Below are 18,638 nucleotides of genomic sequence, written 5' to 3' on the forward strand. Positions count from 1 at the left end.
CTGGGTTTCCGGGCGGCTAAAAAAAGAAGACATTACGGGCGCCGGGCGGCGGGTTCAAGCGCCGCCGGCACCGTTGTGCTTATTGGTCCTGGTCGCCGTCCACCTCCTGCCAGAAGGCGCGAAAGGCGTCGGCGGTTTTCTCCGGCGCTTCCGCCATCGGCACATGGCCCACGTCATCGAAGATGATGGCGCGCACATCGGGCAGCTCGCGCTTGAAACCGTCCACGTTCTCCAGACTGAGCAGCCGGTCCTTGCGGCCCCAGATCACCAGCGCCGGGGTCTTCACCTCCGGCAACACGCCGCGACCGCGCAAGCGCATGGCCGGGTCGAGATTGATGTCCTGCCACACTTTTTCCGCCACCTCGGCGTTGGCCGCTTTTTCCTCGCCCATGGCGGTAATCACAAAGCCCGGCACGCCCACGGACTGCTCACTGGCCCAATCCAGGGTTTCATGAAATTCCTCGGCGGTGTGTGGAATCAGCGGGTTGCCGGCGCTGCGTTCGATGGTATTGAGAAATTCCGGGGTTTCCAGGGTCAGGCCGGCGGAATCCACCAGCCCCAACGACACGATCCGTTGCGGTTGGCGGCGCGCCATCTCAATGGCGATGGCACCGCCCACCGAGTTGCCGGCAACGTGGAAGCGCTTAACACCCAGGGTGTCCATCAGTGTGAACAGCCGCTCGGCCTGTTCGCTGATGCCGTAGTTCATGTCCGTGCGCCGGGTGCTCTGGCCGTGGCCGGGCATGTCCGGAATCACAAAGCCGTATTCACCCTCAAGCTCGTTGGCGAAATGAATCCAATTGCTGGAATCCGCGCCAAACCCGTGAATCAGCAGCACCGTGGGCACGTCATCCGGCGCCTTGGAGCGCAGCAGGTGCCAGCTGATGCCGTCATCGGTGTCGAGGGTCTGGTCGTGCAGGCCGGCCCGCCATTTCTCGAAACCCATGCCATTGTGATAGGCCCACTGGCGCATGCCGTCGCAACCGCCCAGCAGCAGCAGTGTCGCGCAAAGCAAAAAAACGCGTATTGTTTTTGAATGCATGAAATGTCCCTCTTCATGGCTTTTGATTGTTGTTGCTTATCGGCTTGAAAACCGCCTTTGCTCATCACTGTAGCGGCTTTTCAGGGAACGGGCGCGGCGCCAATACGGCCCAAGAGGACAAAATAGGTAAAACTTCAAGGCTCCCTAGCGACTCTTCAGGTTCCAGACGCCGGCGCCGATCACCAGCAAGGTGCCCAGCAGGGTGGAAAGCGCCAGGGTTTCGCCCCAGAACAGCCATCCCATGAACGCCGCCCAGATCACCGCTGCGTAGTTGTACACGCCAACCTGGCCGGGGCGGGCGATTTGATAGGCGGTGGTCATGGCGAACTGACCGGCGATCGCCACCGAGCCGATCGCCAGCAGCCACAACATTTGTTCCAGTGAAGGCAGGTCACGGTGCCAGAGCAGTGACAACGCGGAAAACAGCGTCGCGAACAGGGAAAAGTAGAACACCACCCGATGCGGCGGCTCGCTGACCGCCATGCGGCGAATGCTCACCTTGGCGACACTCATGATGGCGGCGCCGGCCAGCGCCACCAACATGACCGGCTCGATCACACCGCGATCGGCGCGCATGATGATTCCAACGCCGACAAAACCCAGCAGGATGGCCAGCGCGGTACGCGGGCTCAGGCCTTCGCGCAGCCACAACCAGGCGACCAGCGGTAGAAAGAACGGCACGGTCATTTTCACCAGTACCGCTTCCGCCAGCTGAATGTGGCCGATGGTATAGAAAAAACAGAACATGGCGGCGACGCCGGTAAAGCCGCGCACGAAATGCAGACGCAGATGGCGGGTGCCCAGGTCGCGGATGCCACCGCTGACCATCAGCACCGGAATCAACACCACCAGGCCCACCAGATTGCGGCCGAACACGATGGTCTCGGTGGGCAGCGTTTCCGACAGGTGCTTGATCAGCGCCGCCATCACCGCCAGCAAGCCCTCGCCGAGAATCAGCAGCAGGGCGCCTTTGAGGGGCTGATCCGCCTTCAAGGCTCCGACCGCGCGGTCAGCGGGCGTGCCCAGAGATCATGAACGCCGGCCTTGGCGTCGTCGATAAAACCGCAGGTGTTGACCACCACCACGTCGGCGTCATCATAACGGGCGGTGACCTGGTAACCTTCGGGGCGCAACTGGGTAAGAATGCGCTCGGAGTCCACCCGCGCCTTCGGACAACCCAGGCTGCTAAAGCCAACTTTTCCGGACATACGCCACCTCGAACTCAGGGTGCGGCATTCTACCGCCAGTGTCCCGGCCTGACCATGGAGCGAACCCGTCGATGCGTTGTTTTATCGGCCTCAATGTCACCGATGCGACGGCGCGGCGTCTGCGGAGCCTGCCGATGCCAGCCGGGGTGCGGCCGGTGCCGCTGGCTGACTACCATCTCACCCTGGCGTTTCTCGGTGACCAGAACGAGACCGGCGCGAAACACCTGTGGCCCGACCTGCAGGCAGCCGTCGCGCCACTGACGCCTTTTACCCTGACTCTCGCCTCGGTGATGGCGTTTCCGGACCACGGTGGCCCGATCTGGGCGGCCAGAGCGCTCGCCGAAGCGCCGCTGCTCGCCCTTCACCGGGCGGTGCGTGGGGTGCTGGATCACGCTGGCGTGCCGGCGGACCAGCACGACTTCGCGCCCCACGTCACCCTGGGGCGGGGCAGGGCGCCCCTCACCGCCACGCCGCTGCCCGGCCCCTGGACCATGCCGGTGCGGGAAGTGATCTTTTATGAAAGCCCCGGCGCCGGGCAGGCCTACCGCCCGCTGGCGGTGTTTCCGCTCGGTGCTGGCCACCTCCACCCGGCATGAGATCCTCAGCCGCCGTCGCCCGCACCGCCCTGAACACCTGCCCGAAAACGACAAAGCCCCGGCCAATGGCCAGGGCTTTGTCGGTGCAGGCCTGCTTGCGCGGGCTTGCCAGGTCGGGTTGACCGGTTCGGTCAGCCTTCCTTGAGGGCCGCGTTGATGTCGACCACCGCGCCTTTGCCGTCGCCGAACAACATCAGGGTGTTGTCCATGGCGAACAGCGGGTTGGGCAAACCGGCGAAACCGGGGCTCAAGGAGCGCTTCACCACCACCACGGTTCTGGCTTTGTCCACGTTGAGAATCGGCATGCCGTAGATCGGGCTGCCTTTGTCTTCGCGGGCCATCGGGTTGGTGACGTCGTTGGCGCCCAGGACAATGGCCACGTCGGTCTGTTCGAAGGTCGGGTTGATGGCGTCCATGTCCTTGAGCTTGTCATAGGACACTTCCGCCTCCGCCAACAGGACGTTCATGTGACCGGGCATACGACCCGCCACCGGATGGATCGCATACTCCACTTCCACCCCTTTCGCTTCCAGGGTATCGGCCAGATCACGCACCGCATGCTGCGCCTGTGCCATGGCGAGACCGAAGCCGGGCACGATCACCACGCGTTGGGCGGTTTCCAGCAGCATCGCCACTTCCTCGGCGGAGGTGGATTTGATCTTGCCTTCGTAGACTTCGTCCTGGTCCATCACCGAGCCGCCTTCGGCCATCACGCCGAACAGCACGTTGGTGAGAGAGCGGTTCATCGCCTTACACATGATCTGGGTGAGGATCAGGCCCGACGCGCCCACCAGGGAACCGGTGATGATCAGAGCGCTGTTGCCCATCACGAAACCGGCGGCGGACGCGGCCACCCCGGAGTAGGCGTTGAGCAGGGAGATCACCACCGGCATGTCGGCGCCGCCGATCGGGATCACCAGCAGCACGCCCAGCACCAGGGCAGCCACCGCCATGGCCCAGAAAATGCCGTGGGCGCCGGGGTTCTGCACCAGTACGGCAATCGCCAGCAGGGAGCCGAGCAGCAGTACGGCGTTGACCGCCTTCATGCCCGGGAACCCCAACGGCTTGCCGTCGATCAGTTCCTGCAGCTTGGCGAACGCCACCAGCGAGCCGGTCAGGGTGACCGCGCCGATCAGCACCGCCAGGCCCGCGGCGATAATGCCAACCGTGTCGGGGTAACCGCCGCGATAGAACTCGGCCGCCGCCACGGCGAACGAGGCACCGCCACCGAAACCGTTGAGCAGGGCCACCATTTGCGGCATGGAGGTCATCTGTACTTTTTTCGCCATCACGGCGCCGATCACGCCACCGATGACCACACCGGCGATGATGGTGCCGTAGGAAACGATGTCGTGGTGGAGCAGGGTGATCACGCAGGCCACGCCCATGCCGGTGGCGGCCAACAGATTGCCGCGTACCGCGGTTTTCGGTTTGGTCAGGCCCTTGATGCCGAGAACGAACAGTACGGCGGCGATCAAGTAGGCGATATCGATCCAGTTCTGGGAAAGATTCATCGGTTACTTCCTCTTGAACATCGCCAGCATTCGATTGGTGACCATAAAGCCGCCAACCACGTTGATGGTCGCGAGGACCACAGCGATGAAACCCAGTACCTGGACCAGAACGCTGTCATTGGAACCGGCGGCGATCAGCGCGCCTACCAGGGTAATGCCGGAGATCGCGTTGGAACCGGACATCAACGGCGTATGCAGAGTCGGCGGCACCTTGGTGATCAGTTCCACACCCAGGAAGATCGCCAACACAAAGAGAGTAAGTTGCGCTACGAAATCCATTACTTCTCCTCCTCCCCGGCACCGGCTTCGCTGGTGTCGGCTTCGGGTTCGGCTTTCTTGATTTCCGGCAGGCCCAGCATTTCGCGCAGGCGCGCTTGCGGCACATCGCCATCGTGGCTGATAACGGTTTCGGCGACGATCTGGTCTTCAAAGTCCAGTTGCAGGTCACCGTTGTCGTCCAGCAGCAGCTTAAGCAGGTTTTCCATGTTCTTGCCGAACATCTGGCTGGCATGGAACGCCACCGTGGAGGGCACGTTGGTGGGGCCGATAATGGTCACGCCATGTTCGACGATGGTTTCACCGGCCTGGGTGAGCTCGCAGTTGCCTCCGCGCTCGGCGGCCAGATCGACCACCACGGAACCGGGTTTCATCGCCTTGACCATGTCGGCGGTGACCAGGATCGGGCTCTTGGCGCCGGGTACCGCGGCGGTGGTGATCACCACATCCATCTCGCGGATCACCTCGGTCATCAGCTCACGCTGACGTTTGAGGAAATCCTCGCCCTGGGCCTTGGCGTAGCCGCCGCTGCCTTCCGCTTCACCGGTGTCCAGATCCAGCTCCACGGGCTTGGCGCCCACCGACAGAATCTGTTCACGGGCGGCGGGGCGCACGTCGTAGGCTTCGACGATGGCACCCAGACGCTTGGCGGTGGCGCAGGCCTGAAGCCCGGCCACGCCAGCGCCCATCACGAACACCCGGGAGGCGTTCAGGGTGCCGGCCGCGGTCATGTTCATCGGGAACATACGGGGTGAGGCACTGGCGGCCAGCAACACGCACTTATAACCGGCGATCATGGCCATGGAAGAAAGCACGTCCATGGACTGCGCGCGAGTGATGCGCGGCACCAGTTCCAACGCCAGACCGGTGACCTTACGCTCGGCAAGGGTTTGCGCGAACGCGGCATTGGCCAGCGGATCGGTCATGCCAATAAGGAACTGTCCCGCCTTGAGGCTGTCCAGGTCTTTATCGCCATTGGTCGTATTGCTACCCGGGGTCTGAACTTGGAGGATAGCTTGAGCGGAAGAGAAGAGGTCGTCCCGACCGGCCAGTTTAGCGCCGGCCTTCTCGTATTCGGCATCGGTAAAGCCGGCGGCTTCGCCCGCACCGCGCTCAATGAGAATTTCCAGGCCTTCTTTTTTCAGCAGCACACCGACGTTGGCGGGCGTCAGTGCGACGCGCTCCTCACCGGGGCAGATTTCCTTGGGAACACCGATAATCACCTGCGTTACCCCCATTTGTATGGTTCGTAAATACGGGCCCCCAAAGCGGCTGAGTGCAGCCGTTTTTTCGGGGGACCTCGAAAAACGGCCGGTTTATAGAGACTGTACAAACGTACAGACTTTTAACCGGCCGCAGAGCAGGGTGCTAACCATATGGTGGAGTTGCGAACTTGGCAAATAAGAAATGGTTATTGAACTGATAAATGGTCAATAAATGATCGAAATGATCATGTTTTTTCCGTCTTGGCGCCTATTTTTTGAGCAACCCGTTGCTGATCCTCTTCCTCGCGCATGTGCACGAACGGCTCCAGAATGGTGTTTCCACGAACTTTCGCGCGGATCACGTGTAAAAATGTGTAAGCCCCCAGCAGTTTGCGAAACAGAAAAATAAACTCCTTCGGTGGCACATCGAAATGCACCGACAGAGCAGTGCGGCTGGCCCGATTCATAACCCGGTTGGGCAGATCGCTTTCCCCCCACAGGTATTCACCACGCTCATTGATCACCGCGTCCGGAGGCGGGAACCGGTCCGGGTCCTGAAGGGCTTCGATGGCCTCGAAACACAGCGCCGCGAAGTCGTCCAGCAAACGCTTGGGCACATCACCGGAGAGAAACTCCAACGCTCGCATGGCCCGTTGCAGCCGATCACTGTCATGATACCAGGAGGCACGGATCATCTCGCGGCCCGGGCCCAGCACCTGGTCATCGAAATCACGGATGGCGCCGAAATCGAGCAGCACTATGTGGTCCTTGCCGTCGTCGCCGACCCGCAGCAGATAGTTGCCGAAATTCGGATCGGTCTGCATCTTGTTCCACTCGAACACCTCCCGGCAGCACAGTTCCATGATCGCGCGGCCGAGAAAATTGCGGCGCTCCTGGCTCAACGACACCACCGACGGGTCGCTGATGTGCACGCCTTCTTCGTAGGAGAGGCAAAGAATGTTGTGGGTGGAATACTCGCCAAACACTTCCGGCACCACGAAACGCGGATCGTCCTTGAGCGCCTCACGGAAATGCCGGGTGGTGTGCGCCTCAAGATCGTAATCCACCTCTCTGCCGAGCATGTCGCGGACTTCGTTGAGCCATTGATTGAACTGTTCGGTGATCGGCACCAGGCGGCTGAGTTTGAGCAGCCGCACCAGCGCGCGCATATCGGAGTCGATGGCATCGGCGACACCCGGGTACTGAATCTTGAGTACCAGCTCGCGACCGTCGCTTTTGCGCCGCGCACGGTGCACCTGGCCGAGGCTGGCGGCGCCCAGGGGTTCCGGGTTGACCTCAAGCTCACGCAATTTGACGGCGCCGAGCTGCTTGCGCAGATGCTTCTCCACGGCGCTCCATTCCAGTGCCGTGGTGTTGTTTTCCAGGGTGTGCAAAGCGGCGGTCACTTCCTCGGGCAAAAAGTGCTCGCCAAACAGGGCCATCATCTGGCCGATCTTCACCACCGATCCCTTTAACTGGCCCAGTTCATCCACCAGTTCACGAGCGCGCAGGGACAGATTTTGCCGCTGCCGCTGTTCGCGCTGGTCAGCCGAGGCGAACAGACTTCCGGCGCTGGAGGTCGCGTAGCGCGCCCCGGCCAGAAAGCCGGCGCGGGCCATGGAAAAGCGACGTTCCAGTGAGCCTGTTTTTACCCGTTTAACGGTTTTTCGTGCCATAGTTCCTCGCGCGAAGGGCAGCTGAACGCCCTGCATTCTAGCTGATTTGGGGATCGATGTATGGCCGGCACCACCTGGATTCTGCTGCGCGGCCTGGTGCGCGAGCAGGCCCATTGGGATGACTTTCCCGAGCGCTTTGCTCACGCCCTCGGCAGCGGCCACCGGATTGTCTGCCTGGACCTGCCCGGCAACGGGCAATTGCATGCACAGCCCAGCCCGGCGCGGGTTGACGCCATGGTCGACGCCGCGCGCCAGCAGGTGCGTGAACGGGGCATCCGTGGGCCACTGCGTCTGGTGGCGCTGTCCCTGGGAGGGATGGTGGCCGTGCAGTGGCTTTGCAACCACCCCGACGAGATCGAAGCGGTGGCGTTGATCAATTCCAGCGCCGCGCGCTTCAGCCCGTTCTGGAAGCGGCTGCGGCCGATGAACTATGCGAGCATCGTGTTCCAGGGGCTGTTGGGCCGTGACCGTTTGCGCCGCGAGCGGATGATTCTGCGCATCAGTACCAACCTGCTCAACCCGGAACAACGCGAGCGCCTGGCCGAGCGGTTCACCGAGGTGGATCGGCTGCGGCCGGTCAGCGCCGCCAACACGGTGCGGCAATTATGGGCGGCGCTGCGCTTCCGGGCGCCAGTGGCGCTGCCACCGGCGGTGCCGGTGCTGGTGATCAACGGCGCCGGCGACCGCCTGGTCCACCCGGATTGCTCCCGGGACCTGGCACGCCACTGGCAACAGCCGTTGCTGGCGCACCCGGACGGCGGCCACGACCTGTCGCTGGACGCCCCGGAATGGCTGGCGCGAACCCTGCTCCGCTGGTGGACAGAGCAGGGCCAAATGTCTCCGGTTGACGGCTCCAAGCGTCTCGCCTAGCTTCATGAAAACCGACCCGTTGCGCTGACCGCCGGAGAACATCAATGGCCACCCCCGAGGAACAACGCCGCCTTACCCTGGGGCCGCGCAACCCGCGCGAGCGCATCTGGTTTGATCGTTACAGCCACCCCAATCTGCAGCGCTGGCGCCAAGTGCAGGACCCGCTGGCGGATGCCTGCCTGGCGTCGATTTCGTTTCGCCGGCCCTCCGGCTTATTGGACGAGGTGGAACGGCGCGCGGTGGAGCAGGGCGGCGTTTACCGCGATTTTCTCGAACACTGCCACAGCGTGCCGGCCTGGGTGGATTTCCAGGCGATGGACCTGGGGCGGCGTATGTACCGCCGCCATGGCGCCTTGCAGGGGCTGGTGCTGATGTGTTCGAGCCTGGTGGAAGGCTACGCCCACAACAAACCCAGCCAGGTGCTGGTGGCCACCGGGCGTCTGCAGGAAGACGTTTCCCGGCGCATCTATGAAACCGGCCAGATGCTGCACAACATCGCCGCGCCCGAGGGGCTGCGCCCGGGCGGTCTTGGCCACCGCACCCTGATGGAAGTGCGACTGCTGCACGCCGCTGTGCGCCGTCATCTTGACGACAGCGGCCGCTGGAACAGCGATCTCTATGACCTGCCGATCAACCAGGAAGACATGGCCGGCACCGTGCTGGAGTTCGATTACATGGTGGTGCGAGGCTTACGGCGACTGGGCCTGTATATAAGCCGCCGTGAGCACGAGGCGATGCATTATTTCTGGCGCTATGCCGGCTATCTTCTCGGCGTGGACGAAGCCCTGCTGACGGCCACCATCGAAGAGCAGGAAATTCTGGCGCTGCAACTGACCTCCCACCTCTATGAACCCACCGCCGACAGCGAAGCGCTGGCCAAGGCGCTGCTCCGCGACATGGCCAACAAGCCTCCGTTTCACCTTCCCTACGATGTGCTGCTGGCGATCAGCCGTTTCTTAATTGGCGATGCCATGGCCGATGATCTGCGCATTCACAACCGGGTCTCTTCGGCGGCGGCGGTGCGCATGCTCAGGGCCACCCTGGGCGTGGCCAGCCTGGGGCAACGGCTGCTGCCGGAACGCGCCAAACGACGCCTGGAAGACATCAACCATGGCCTTGGGCGGCGCACGCTGAACGTGGGCCTGGGCAAAACACCGGCCCGCTGGGGATTCAAGGCAATGGCCTGACGCCGCCATCGAAGGGCAAAGCACGGCAAACGGGCGAGCCAACAGGATTCCGGCCAAGGCCGGCGGGGAGGCGTGAATAACGGGGAGGGCCGCCGGGTTGTCCCGGCGGCGGGTTTGATCAGGCGCCTTTGTCGGCCACCCGCTGGTGACTCATCAGGCTCACCAGGTCGGCGAGAATCTCGCCGGCCTCTTTCAGGTAGGGGTCTTTGCTCATCGGCTCTTCCGCGGATTCCGGGTCCAGAGCGCGCTGCTCTTCGAGGGTGCGCAGATCGGCCATCTTTTTGATTGGCTCTTCACCACGAGCCTTGCGCACCGCGTTCTCGATGGCCAGCCGCTGCTGATCGAATTGCTGTTGCCAGGCGCGGCGCTTTTTCTCATCCAGAGTGACCACGCGACGCTCGCGAGCCTGGTCGAGCAACCCACGCAGCTTCTCCACATAGACAAACTCCGGATCACTCTTGATGCGCGCTTCGTGACGCTTGCGCAGATCGGGCAGCAACGGCACCAAGTCGTGCACCGGTGTGTATTTGGCCGGATCGATCTCATCCCAGGGCATGGCGTTGGGCTGGGTGCTCTCACCCACCTCATCCTTGTTGATCAGCGAAGGCATGGTGACATCCGGCACGATGCCCAGATTCTGGTTGCTGGAGCCCGACACCCGATAGAACTTGGCGTTGGTCATTTTCAGCTTGCCGTGATTCAGATCCAGCAGGGTTTGCACGGTGCCCTTGCCGTAGGTCTGATCGCCAACGATCAATGCCCGGCCATAATCCTGCATCGCGCCGGCGAAAATCTCCGAGGCCGAGGCGCTGTAGCGGTTCACCAATACCGCCATCGGCCCGGCATAGAGAATCCCCGGGTATTGATCGCTTTCGACGCTGACGCGGCCACCGGCTTCACGCACCTGCACGGTCGGCCCGCGATTGATGAACAGGCTGACCAGCTTGTTCACCTCCAGCAGGGAGCCGCCGCCGTTGTTGCGCAGATCAATGGCCAGCGCGTCGACGTTTTCCTTGCGCAGCTCCATCAACAGTTGCGCCACGTCGCGGGTGGTGCTGGTGTAATCCGGGTCGCCACGGTGAAAGGCGTTGAAGTCCAGATAGAATGCCGGGATTTCAATCACCCCGAGTTTCATCGGTTTGCCATCACGGGTGATATCGATCACCGCCTTCTTGGCCGCTTGTTCTTCCAGCACCACCTTGTTGCGGGTAATCGACAGCGTGTGGGTGTCGTGCTCGCCGGCGCCGCCGGCCGGGATCACTTCAAGGCGCACCTTGGAACCCTTGGGTCCGCGAATCTTGTCCACCACCTCGTCCAGGCGCATGCCGATGATGTTGACCATGTCCTTGTCTTCCTGGCCCACACCGACAATGCGATCCGCCGGCTTAAGCTGGCCGGACTTGGCCGCCGGCCCGCCGGGCACCAGGCGCACCACCTTGGTGTAGCCGTCTTCGTACTGCAGCACCGCGCCGATGCCCTCCAGGGAGCGGCTCATGCTGATGTCGAAGTTTTCCGAATTGTGCGGGGTAAAGTAGGTGGTGTGCGGATCAAAGCTTTGTGTCACCGCGTTCATATAAAGCTGAAACACATCCTCGGAGGTGTTCTGGCGAACCCGATCAAGCTGGCTTTGATAGCGGCTGACCAGGCGCTTTTGAATCTCTTTCTCGTCGGTGCCGTTGAGGCGCATGGACAGCACCGCGTTTTTCAGCTGCCGATCCCAGATCCGGCCAAGAGCGTCCTGATCCGATGCCCAATCCGCTTTGGTGCGATCCAGTTCCACCGGCGTGTCATCATCGAAGCGCCAATCATCAAACCCGGCGTTCAGTTCGGCGACGATGGCGGTAAGCCTTGTTTCCAGATGGCTCTGGTAACGGTTGAAAATGGTGTAGCCGCCCTCCAGCACGCCCTCGCCGAGTTGATCGTCAAGCTTGTCCCGATACACCTGGAACGCCTGGATGTCCTGCTGGCTGAGAAACAGCCGATTGGGGTCCAGGTCCTTGAGATACTGGGCGAAGATCCGCTCGGAGAGTGCATCATTGAATTTCAGCCGCAGGTAATGCAGGTCCAGGCGGTCAACGATTTCCTCGGTGGCTTCGCGCTGCACCTCGGTGGGCTTGAGAGCCCCCTCGACCTCCGGAGCGGGGCGCAGGCTGCCGCCGACCTGAAGGGCGCCACACAGCAGTACGATTGCCAGAAGCACACCAAACAACTTTCGAAACACGGACATGGGCTGACTCAATGGCTTGTTTTGTAGGGCAGTATAGCAGGCCGTTTAAAAAACGCTCTGACCGGTCAGGCCGATAAACGGCCACTTTATTAAATGGCGGTAAAAATACCGTCCCCGCTGGCGGTATCGCCGGCTGGTGAGGGCGGTTGCCGCGCCTGGCGCCCGCGGATCATCGCACGGGCCCGTGACCACGCATAGGCAAACGGCCGGGCTGACGACATACTGTGCGCAACGCCGACCCCCAGGAGTTTTCGTGCATCGTCTGTTTACCACTTTCTTTCTGATCGGCATTGCCGGCGCTTTGTTCCAATTGATTGGCGGCGATTTGCAAGCGCCCGGGCGGGTGGTGGCGGCATTGTGGGAAGCGGCCGATCTGGCGGTCACCGTCAGCCTCGGTCTGGTCGGTGTGCTGGCGTTGTGGAGCGGTCTGTTCCGGCTTGCCGAACACAGCCGCCTGGCCGACCGGCTTTCCGCCCGGGTGCGGCCGTTGTTGTCGCGGCTGATGCCCTCGCTGAACGATAACCCGGGTGCCGGCGCCGGCGTGTCGATGAATCTGGCCGCCAACATGCTGGGCCTGGATAACGCCGCCACGCCGCTGGGCCTGCGCGCCATGGAGGACCTGCAAAAAAGCAATCCGCAGCCGCACCGCGCCAGCGACAGCCAGATCATGTTTCTGGTGCTCAATACCTCTTCGGTAACCCTGGTGCCGGTCACTGTTCTGCTCTACCGGGCCCAGCAGGGCGCCGCCGATCCGGCGGCGGTCTATCTGCCCATGCTGATGGCAACCACCGTCTCCACCTTTGTCGGCGTCTGGCTGGTGGCGCGCATTCAGCGCATTTCCCTGCGCGATCCGTTATTGCTGGCGGTGGCGCTGGGCTGGCTGGCGCTGCTGGCGCTGATGGGCCTGGGCGTGTGGCTGGCACCACCGGAACTGGGCGCCACCCTTTCCGGATTGGTCGGTAATCTGATTCTGTTGGCGGTGATCGCCCTGTTCTTCATCGCCGCCTGGCGCGCCGGCGTGGACAGCTACGACAGCTTCGTGGAGGGGGCCAAAGAGGGCTTTACCCTGGCGGTCAGGCTGATTCCCTATTTGGTGGCGATGCTGGTGGCGATCGCCATGCTGCGCGCCAGCGGCGTGCTGGAACTGGCGCTCGGCGTGATTCGCCAAGGGGCCGCGGCCCTGGGCTGGGACACCCGCTTCGTGGACGCGCTGCCGGTGGCGTTGCTCAAACCATTGAGCGGCTCCGGCGCCCGTGCCGCCATGCTCGATGTAATGCAGACCCATGGCGTGGATTCCCTGGCGGGGCGCATGGCGGCGGTGATGCAGGGCTCCACCGAGACCACCTTCTATGTGCTCGCGGTGTACTTCGGCAGCGTCGGCATACGCGATTTCCGCTATGCGCTGTGGTGTGGTCTGGCGGCCGACGCGGCCGGGCTGGTTTCAGCAATTTTGCTCAGCTATGTGTTTTTCGGCTGATCAGCGGCGCGCGACGATGTCGCGGAAGGTGAGATTCAGCCTGGGCTGCACGACGCGGCGGCGGCGGGGCAGGGCGTGCTCAAAATCCTGCTGGACCCTCGGCGACATCACCAACAGGCTGTCGTGGGCAAGGCTGAGCACATGGCTTTGCCGGCCGCTGCCGTAGCGGCGGAAAGCGAAATCGCGGCTGGCACCCAGGTTATAAGACAGAATCCACGGCGCCGCGCCCAGCTCGGGTTCGTTGTCGCGGTGCCAGCCCATGGCGTCGTCGCCGTCGCGGTAAAGATTGGCGAGGGCGCCGTTGGGGTGGCGGCCGCTGCATTCACCAAGCGCCACCAGCAACGGCGACAGCGCCGCCGGCCAGCCATCGGCGTGGTGATCGATGCCGGAATAGCGGTAGCGCACGCCGGCCTCGCCCAGCCAACAGGTCAGGCGAGGCACCGGGTGTTCGCGTCCGTACAGTTTCAGCCGTGGCTGCCGCCAAGGAAGTTGGTTACAAAGCGTGTTGAACAACGCCGTGGCCGATGCGCCCAAAAGCCCCGTGATCAGCCATACCCGGGCGCCACCGTCGAGCACCAGCGGTGTGCCGTGGCGGTTAAGTCGTTGTTCGGTGGAGTTGACAGTCATTGCGCACTGCTCTATCTAGCAGGCTGCTGGAAGCCCCTTGCGTTACGGGCTGTCCCAGACGGGCCGTCCCGGACAGGCCGTCCCGGACGGGCCGTCCCGGACTGGCCTGGCAAGGCGCGAGGAGGAAAGTTTAGCGTGCGGAATGAACGGTGAGCAACGCCGGAGCCATTTTCACGCAATGCCGCGTTGCGATTCGCCTGGCTGGCAAGCCAAACTACCGCCCAGCGCCTTGGCTTACGCGGAAACGACCTTCGGCGAGACCATCAAACTTAACGTGAACAGGCCCTAGCATGCTGCACGTCTACGACATCGAAAGAGGAGTGCTGCGCGAGCGCGACGTGGCGGAACTGACTCCGGCCACCGCGGAGGCCGCCGCCTGGATCGATCTGGTTGATGCCACCGATGAGGAGAGGCATCAGGTTCAGCACCTGTTCCGTCAGGCTCTGCCCGAGTCCGACGACGTCGAGGAGATCGAGGCGTCCGCCCGGTTTTTCCACGACGAACACGGCCTGCACGTTCACTCCCTGTTTGCCTACCAGGCCGAGGGCCGCCACCGCACCTCCACCGTGGCGTTCGTTCTGCAGCCCGGCCGGCTGCTGACCTTCCGCGATTCCCGTCTGCCGGATTTCCGTCTGATGCGCATGCGCATGCGGCGCGGCTGGGTACGGGTGCAGGAGCCGCTGGATATCCTGCTGAGCATTCTCGAACAGAAAACCGAGAACCTGGCGGATACCCTGGAAGACATCCACCGGGATTTGGAAGACGTCAGCTACCTGGTGCTGGAGGATGAGGAGTCGGAGCTCGAAGACGGCATCGAGAGACTGGCCCACCTGGAAGACAGCAACGGCAAGATCCGCCTGTGTCTGATGGACACCCAGCGCTCGATCTCCTTCATTCAGCGCTACGTGCGCGCCGACAAAGAACGCCGCCGCACCTGCTCGGAGATCCAGCACGACCTGGATACCTTGATGTCCCACGCCACGTTTCTGTTCGAGAAAATCAACTTCCTGATGGATTCCACCCAGGGCTTCATCAACATCGAACAGAACCAGATCATCAAGATTTTCTCGATCGCCGCGGTGGTGTTCCTGCCCCCCACCATGATCGCCAGCATCTACGGCATGAACTTCCAGGTAATGCCGGAACTGAACTGGGAATTCGGCTACCCGGCGGTGATCGGTTTGATGATTCTCTCCGGCTGCGCGCCGTATTGGTATTTCAAGCGCAAGGGATGGTTGTAGAGGCGAGTTGAAAGTTAAAAGTTAAAAGGGCGGCTTCGGATCACACCCGTGCCCCTTTCAACTTTTAACTTGTCACTTTCAACTGCTTTTCACACCGACCATTTGCCCTGATCGTGGCGCACGCGGTCGTCTTCGCGCAGTTTGATCAGGTGCGCTTCCAGCGACAGGCAGGCGACGCCGTGAAGGAAGGCCGGGACGTCGGCGTAAACCCGAGTGACCAGTTCCTGCACCGTGGCCGGGTTGGCGTCCAGGGCGGCGAACACTTTTTTCTCGCGTTCCAGGCGATGGGCAATGGTGTGTTCCACGGTACCTTTGGGGTCGCTGATCACGTCGCCATGGCCAGGCGCCATCAGGGTGATGGCATAGTCGTTGAGCAACGCCAGGGAATTCAGGTAAGCGCTCATCGAACCGGACGGCGGCGCGATCACCACCGTGGAGCCCTGAATCAGATGATCGCCGGTGAACAACAGCGCTTGGTCCACCATCAAATAACACAGATGGTTGCCCACGTGGCCGGGGGTCGCGATCACTTCCACGTCGATACCGCCACAATCCAGATGCTCGCCGTGCCGCAGCACGCGCTCAGCTTGCCAGGTATCGTCCTGGAGGCCGTCATCGGGCACCGTGGGGCCAAGAAGGCGGGCGCCGGTGGCCCGCGCCAGGGCGTGGGCACCCGGGGAGTGATCCCGGTGCGTATGCGTCACCAGAATCTGCTCGATCGGACGCCCGATCTGTTTTGCCGCGGCCAGCAGGGCGCGGGTGTGTTCTTCGTCCACGGGACCGGGATCGATCACCGTGAGGGCATGTTCGCCAAGCAGATAACTGTTGGTGCCCGGCCCGGTCATCATGCCGGGATTACGGCCCAGAACACGCCAGGCATGGGGGACGATCGGAGTCGGCTCCCCGGGAATCAACGCCGCCATGAACTCTCCTGCAGCCGGTGAAAGGGTCAGCGAGCCGGCATTGTGACCATTTAGTCGATAATTGCAAAGTCCCGCGCCCCGATGACAGGTCGCGGCGCATCACGTAGGGCAGGGCAGGATGAGGATCAGCCCTGGTAGGCGTTCACACTGAGCACGCTGACCCGCCAGCGATCCGGGCTGATCGGCTGCGCCGGCCGATCCACCAACAGGGACAGCGGGTAGCGTCCGCCGGGAGGGATGTGCATCAGCACCGGCACCTCCTGCTGATAGAGCACCTCGCAGGCGCTGGCCGGCGGGCAGCGCAAAGCCTGCGCCCGCACGCGCAGACCGGACACCGCGTGTTCACCGAGATTGGCTACGTCTCCCACCAGCCGGAAGCCGGTCTCGGTGGTGCGCACCCGTTCGATGGACACCTGCACGGTGGACGGGTCCGCGGCCACCTGACGTTCACGTTCGGTGAACAGCCAGGCGGCGATGAACACCAGCGCGGCGACCACCACCGCGCCGAGGGTCAGGTAGAAGGGCCGTCGGCCGGCCTGCCAACTTCCGCGCAGCAGTACCGCCACGGCGAGAATCACAATCGCAATCAACAAAAAACGCATGGTGAGCCTGGTCTCCCTGGTCAGTGAGGGGTGTGGATAGGCGCTCGCCATCGCCATGATGAAGGAATCCGGCTTTTTTATCCGCCATTCCTTCTTATAATCCTCGCCACGCAAAGGAGAAGTCGCATGCTGATCGTGGTATCCCCGGCGAAAACGCTGGATTACGAATCACCGTTACCCGCCCTTCGGGCCACCCGCCCGCGCCTGCTTGAGGATAGCGCCATTCTGATTGAGAGGGCCCGGCGGCTCTCTCCCGCGCAGCTTTCCAGCCTGATGAAAGTCAGCGACCGCATCGCGCATCTGAACGTGGAGCGCTTCGCCCAATGGTCGACCCCGTTTGATAAAGACAACGCCCGCCCGGCGATCTTCGCGTTCAAGGGCGATGTCTATACCGGCCTGGATGTGAATCGCTTCAATGGCGACGACTTGAAAGCCGCGCAACGGCGCCTGCGCATCCTCAGTGGTCTGTATGGCCTGCTGCGGCCGCTGGATCTGATGCAACCGTATCGGCTGGAAATGGGCACCCGGCTGGACAACGAGCGGGGAGGGGACCTCTACCAGTTCTGGGGTGACATCGTCACCGATTTGCTGCGCAAGGACATGAACGCCGCCGGCACCGATGTGCTGGTGAATCTGGCCTCCAACGAATATTTCAAAGCGGTGCGCCCCAAGCGCCTGCCCGGGCCGGTGATCGAGCCGGTGTTTCACGACGAAAAGAACGGCCAATACAAGGTGATCAGCTTCTACGCCAAGAAAGCGCGTGGGCTGATGGCCGCCTGGATTCTACGCAACGGCGTCGACCAGCCCGCCGATCTGAAAAAATTCCGGGAAGCGGGCTACCGCTACGACAAGCAGCATTCCACCGACAACCGACCGCTGTTCCGGCGCGCCGAGGGCGCAAGCGCCTGACCTCGCGGCTCAGGCGCTCCAGTCCGACTCGAAGCCGTCCGGTTTGATCACCAGCACATCGTTGCTGGCGCGGGTCAGCAGCGCTTCGGCGGTGGCACCCAGCAGCAGGCGCTCAAAGGTGTTACGGCGCACCGTGCCCACCACCAGAATGTCGGAGCCGTGTTCCTCACAGTATTCCGCCAGAGTGCTTGAGATCGGACCTTCCAGAAGATGGGTCTTGTCGGCATCGAGCTGATGGCGGTGGGCGAACTGATCCAGCGCTTTGCGATGATAGTCACGGATATTGGCACTGCTGGCGGCGTATTCCGGTAACGCTTCACCGGCCACCAGCAACAGGGTTTCGTCCGGGTGCTCGAGCACATGCACCGCATCCAGTTCCGCTTGCAGGGCGTCGCCCCAGCGCTGGGCGGCGTGGAACACGGTGGCGTCGAGGCCGTCTTCCCGTTCTTCCGGCTCCACCGCCATGGTGATCCTGGGCACCGCCGACCAGGGGCGCGAATGCACGCACAGCACCGCGCAGGGTGCGCGCCGGATCAGCATCCAGTCACGCGGGGTGAACAGGTGGCGCTTAATGGTGCCTTCTTCGCTGGTGTGGACCACCACCAGAGTGGGCCGGCAGTCTTTCACCGTGTCGCGCAGACTTTCTTCCACGTCCTTGCTGACATTGACGCGCGTCTCCAGCACCGCGCCGCCGGCAAGCTCCTCGATACGCCGTTCCCAAGCGGTGCGTATCTGCTGGCCGGCCGCTTCCAGCCGCTGCTCGTCACCGCCCACCGCCCGGCGCATTGCCGGGGAGTCCGCGTTCACCGCCACGGTCAACGGCAAAGAACTCGCCTGAGCAAGCAGCAGCGCTTTTTTCAGCGCCGGCTGAGGCGCTTTCAAGTCGCGATCGAGGAACACCAGAATACCGTCGTGTGACTGTGCCATAAGACCTCCATGCAGGCTCGCCGAGCGCCATCTGGCGCACTGCGGCGTGGCCGTATTGGATGCCAGCCGCGTGAACCATTATAGAGTCCGTCTGACCCGAAATATCAACCGGCCATACGGCGATGGCGGTG

General features: G+C 62.7%; 17 protein-coding genes and 1 pseudogene. 6 read left to right on the forward strand and 12 right to left on the reverse strand.

All coding sequences use genetic code 11. The features are described 5' to 3' along the window. Nucleotides 1-79: 79 nt before the first annotated feature. The 3 genes and pseudogenes from CGS25_RS12025 to rimO all read right to left on the reverse strand — a co-directional run. A complete protein-coding gene (locus CGS25_RS12025) occupies nucleotides 80-1,042 on the reverse strand; it encodes an alpha/beta fold hydrolase (protein WP_101675612.1) in 963 nt (320 codons plus the stop codon). A gap of 144 nt (nucleotides 1,043-1,186) precedes the next feature. Then, nucleotides 1,187-2,035, reverse strand: a complete 849-nt coding sequence (locus CGS25_RS12030) for a DMT family transporter (RefSeq protein WP_089032003.1) — start codon at nucleotides 2,033-2,035, stop codon at nucleotides 1,187-1,189. Between the two features lie 47 nt (nucleotides 2,036-2,082). Next, a pseudogene (rimO, locus tag CGS25_RS12035) lies at nucleotides 2,083-2,250 on the reverse strand (30S ribosomal protein S12 methylthiotransferase RimO); the annotation flags it as partial. A 71-nt stretch (nucleotides 2,251-2,321) separates the two neighbouring features. On the opposite strand from rimO, the gene thpR reads away from it, so the two are divergent. Further along, on the forward strand, nucleotides 2,322-2,846 hold the full coding sequence (thpR, locus tag CGS25_RS12040; RefSeq protein ID WP_101675613.1) for an RNA 2',3'-cyclic phosphodiesterase: 525 nt from the start codon (nucleotides 2,322-2,324) through the stop codon (nucleotides 2,844-2,846). Nucleotides 2,847-2,977: 131 nt separating this feature from the next. On the opposite strand, the gene CGS25_RS12045 is transcribed toward thpR, so the two are convergent. From CGS25_RS12045 to CGS25_RS12060, 4 genes are all read right to left on the reverse strand, one after another. Continuing rightward, on the reverse strand, nucleotides 2,978-4,360 hold the full coding sequence (locus CGS25_RS12045) for an NAD(P)(+) transhydrogenase (Re/Si-specific) subunit beta (RefSeq protein WP_089032001.1): 1,383 nt from the start codon (nucleotides 4,358-4,360) through the stop codon (nucleotides 2,978-2,980). Between the two features lie 3 nt (nucleotides 4,361-4,363). After that, the gene (locus tag CGS25_RS12050) at nucleotides 4,364-4,639 is read right to left on the reverse strand and encodes an NAD(P) transhydrogenase subunit alpha (RefSeq protein WP_089032000.1); all 276 of its coding nucleotides are present in this window, start codon (nucleotides 4,637-4,639) and stop codon (nucleotides 4,364-4,366) included. Beyond that, the gene (locus CGS25_RS12055) at nucleotides 4,639-5,874 is read right to left on the reverse strand and encodes a Re/Si-specific NAD(P)(+) transhydrogenase subunit alpha (RefSeq protein WP_408608728.1); all 1,236 of its coding nucleotides are present in this window, start codon (nucleotides 5,872-5,874) and stop codon (nucleotides 4,639-4,641) included. The genes CGS25_RS12050 and CGS25_RS12055 overlap by 1 nt, the downstream gene beginning before the upstream one ends. A 212-nt stretch (nucleotides 5,875-6,086) precedes the next feature. Next, entirely contained in the window at nucleotides 6,087-7,517 is a 1,431-nt protein-coding gene (locus CGS25_RS12060) for an ABC1 kinase family protein (RefSeq protein WP_101675614.1), read from the reverse strand. Nucleotides 7,518-7,577: 60 nt separating this feature from the next. Between CGS25_RS12060 and CGS25_RS12065 the strand changes: the two genes are divergently transcribed. Together CGS25_RS12065 and CGS25_RS12070 are read left to right on the forward strand one after the other, a co-directional pair. Beyond that, a complete protein-coding gene (locus CGS25_RS12065; protein ID WP_101675615.1) occupies nucleotides 7,578-8,387 on the forward strand; it encodes an alpha/beta fold hydrolase in 810 nt (269 codons plus the stop codon). 44 nt (nucleotides 8,388-8,431) lie between these two features. After that, the gene (locus CGS25_RS12070; protein WP_101675616.1) at nucleotides 8,432-9,574 is read left to right on the forward strand and encodes an oxygenase MpaB family protein; all 1,143 of its coding nucleotides are present in this window, start codon (nucleotides 8,432-8,434) and stop codon (nucleotides 9,572-9,574) included. Between the two features lie 118 nt (nucleotides 9,575-9,692). Here CGS25_RS12070 and CGS25_RS12075 read toward each other — a convergent pair whose 3' ends face one another. Next, entirely contained in the window at nucleotides 9,693-11,801 is a 2,109-nt protein-coding gene (locus tag CGS25_RS12075; RefSeq protein WP_089031996.1) for a carboxy terminal-processing peptidase, read from the reverse strand. 253 nt (nucleotides 11,802-12,054) lie between these two features. Between CGS25_RS12075 and CGS25_RS12080 the strand changes: the two genes are divergently transcribed. After that, nucleotides 12,055-13,278 carry a nucleoside recognition domain-containing protein gene (locus CGS25_RS12080; RefSeq protein WP_101675617.1) on the forward strand — a complete coding sequence of 408 codons (1,224 nt, stop codon included), beginning with the start codon at nucleotides 12,055-12,057 and terminating at the stop codon, nucleotides 13,276-13,278. Here CGS25_RS12080 and CGS25_RS12085 read toward each other — a convergent pair whose 3' ends face one another. After that, nucleotides 13,279-13,905, reverse strand: coding sequence for an alpha-ketoglutarate-dependent dioxygenase AlkB family protein (locus tag CGS25_RS12085; RefSeq protein WP_089031994.1), 627 nt, complete (start codon nucleotides 13,903-13,905; stop codon nucleotides 13,279-13,281). Between the two features lie 290 nt (nucleotides 13,906-14,195). On the opposite strand from CGS25_RS12085, the gene corA reads away from it, so the two are divergent. Further along, complete coding sequence (corA, locus tag CGS25_RS12090) at nucleotides 14,196-15,146, forward strand: magnesium/cobalt transporter CorA (RefSeq protein WP_089031993.1); 951 nt, start codon at nucleotides 14,196-14,198, stop codon at nucleotides 15,144-15,146. 89 nt (nucleotides 15,147-15,235) lie between these two features. On the opposite strand, the gene CGS25_RS12095 is transcribed toward corA, so the two are convergent. Both CGS25_RS12095 and CGS25_RS12100 read right to left on the reverse strand, forming a co-directional pair. Further along, on the reverse strand, nucleotides 15,236-16,069 hold the full coding sequence (locus CGS25_RS12095; protein ID WP_101675618.1) for an MBL fold metallo-hydrolase: 834 nt from the start codon (nucleotides 16,067-16,069) through the stop codon (nucleotides 15,236-15,238). 125 nt (nucleotides 16,070-16,194) lie between these two features. Then, complete coding sequence (locus CGS25_RS12100) at nucleotides 16,195-16,671, reverse strand: hypothetical protein (protein ID WP_101675619.1); 477 nt, start codon at nucleotides 16,669-16,671, stop codon at nucleotides 16,195-16,197. 126 nt (nucleotides 16,672-16,797) lie between these two features. On the opposite strand from CGS25_RS12100, the gene yaaA reads away from it, so the two are divergent. Further along, nucleotides 16,798-17,580 carry a peroxide stress protein YaaA gene (gene yaaA / locus CGS25_RS12105; RefSeq protein ID WP_101675620.1) on the forward strand — a complete coding sequence of 261 codons (783 nt, stop codon included), beginning with the start codon at nucleotides 16,798-16,800 and terminating at the stop codon, nucleotides 17,578-17,580. Nucleotides 17,581-17,589: 9 nt separating this feature from the next. Here the strand turns inward: yaaA and CGS25_RS12110 are convergent, their stop codons facing one another. Then, on the reverse strand, nucleotides 17,590-18,507 hold the full coding sequence (locus CGS25_RS12110; RefSeq protein WP_101675621.1) for a universal stress protein: 918 nt from the start codon (nucleotides 18,505-18,507) through the stop codon (nucleotides 17,590-17,592). Between the last annotated feature and the right edge of the window lie 131 nt (nucleotides 18,508-18,638).

This window comes from Alloalcanivorax mobilis (genome assembly GCF_002864685.1).
Lineage (GTDB): Bacteria > Pseudomonadota > Gammaproteobacteria > Pseudomonadales > Alcanivoracaceae > Alloalcanivorax > Alloalcanivorax mobilis.

Coding starts and splice junctions, on each gene's coding strand:
- CGS25_RS12075 (WP_089031996.1), bottom strand. CDS start 11,801: ATGTCCGTGTTTCGAAAGTTGTTTGGTGTGCTTCTGGCAATCGTACTG.
- yaaA (WP_101675620.1), top strand. CDS start 16,798: ATGCTGATCGTGGTATCCCCGGCGAAAACGCTGGATTACGAATCACCG.
- thpR (WP_101675613.1), top strand. CDS start 2,322: ATGCGTTGTTTTATCGGCCTCAATGTCACCGATGCGACGGCGCGGCGT.
- corA (WP_089031993.1), top strand. CDS start 14,196: ATGCTGCACGTCTACGACATCGAAAGAGGAGTGCTGCGCGAGCGCGAC.
- CGS25_RS12060 (WP_101675614.1), bottom strand. CDS start 7,517: ATGGCACGAAAAACCGTTAAACGGGTAAAAACAGGCTCACTGGAACGT.
- CGS25_RS12070 (WP_101675616.1), top strand. CDS start 8,432: ATGGCCACCCCCGAGGAACAACGCCGCCTTACCCTGGGGCCGCGCAAC.
- CGS25_RS12055 (WP_408608728.1), bottom strand. CDS start 5,874: ATGGGGGTAACGCAGGTGATTATCGGTGTTCCCAAGGAAATCTGCCCC.
- CGS25_RS12110 (WP_101675621.1), bottom strand. CDS start 18,507: ATGGCACAGTCACACGACGGTATTCTGGTGTTCCTCGATCGCGACTTG.
- CGS25_RS12095 (WP_101675618.1), bottom strand. CDS start 16,069: ATGGCGGCGTTGATTCCCGGGGAGCCGACTCCGATCGTCCCCCATGCC.
- CGS25_RS12065 (WP_101675615.1), top strand. CDS start 7,578: ATGGCCGGCACCACCTGGATTCTGCTGCGCGGCCTGGTGCGCGAGCAG.
- CGS25_RS12085 (WP_089031994.1), bottom strand. CDS start 13,905: ATGACTGTCAACTCCACCGAACAACGACTTAACCGCCACGGCACACCG.
- CGS25_RS12100 (WP_101675619.1), bottom strand. CDS start 16,671: ATGCGTTTTTTGTTGATTGCGATTGTGATTCTCGCCGTGGCGGTACTG.
- CGS25_RS12050 (WP_089032000.1), bottom strand. CDS start 4,639: ATGGATTTCGTAGCGCAACTTACTCTCTTTGTGTTGGCGATCTTCCTG.
- CGS25_RS12025 (WP_101675612.1), bottom strand. CDS start 1,042: ATGCATTCAAAAACAATACGCGTTTTTTTGCTTTGCGCGACACTGCTG.
- CGS25_RS12045 (WP_089032001.1), bottom strand. CDS start 4,360: ATGAATCTTTCCCAGAACTGGATCGATATCGCCTACTTGATCGCCGCC.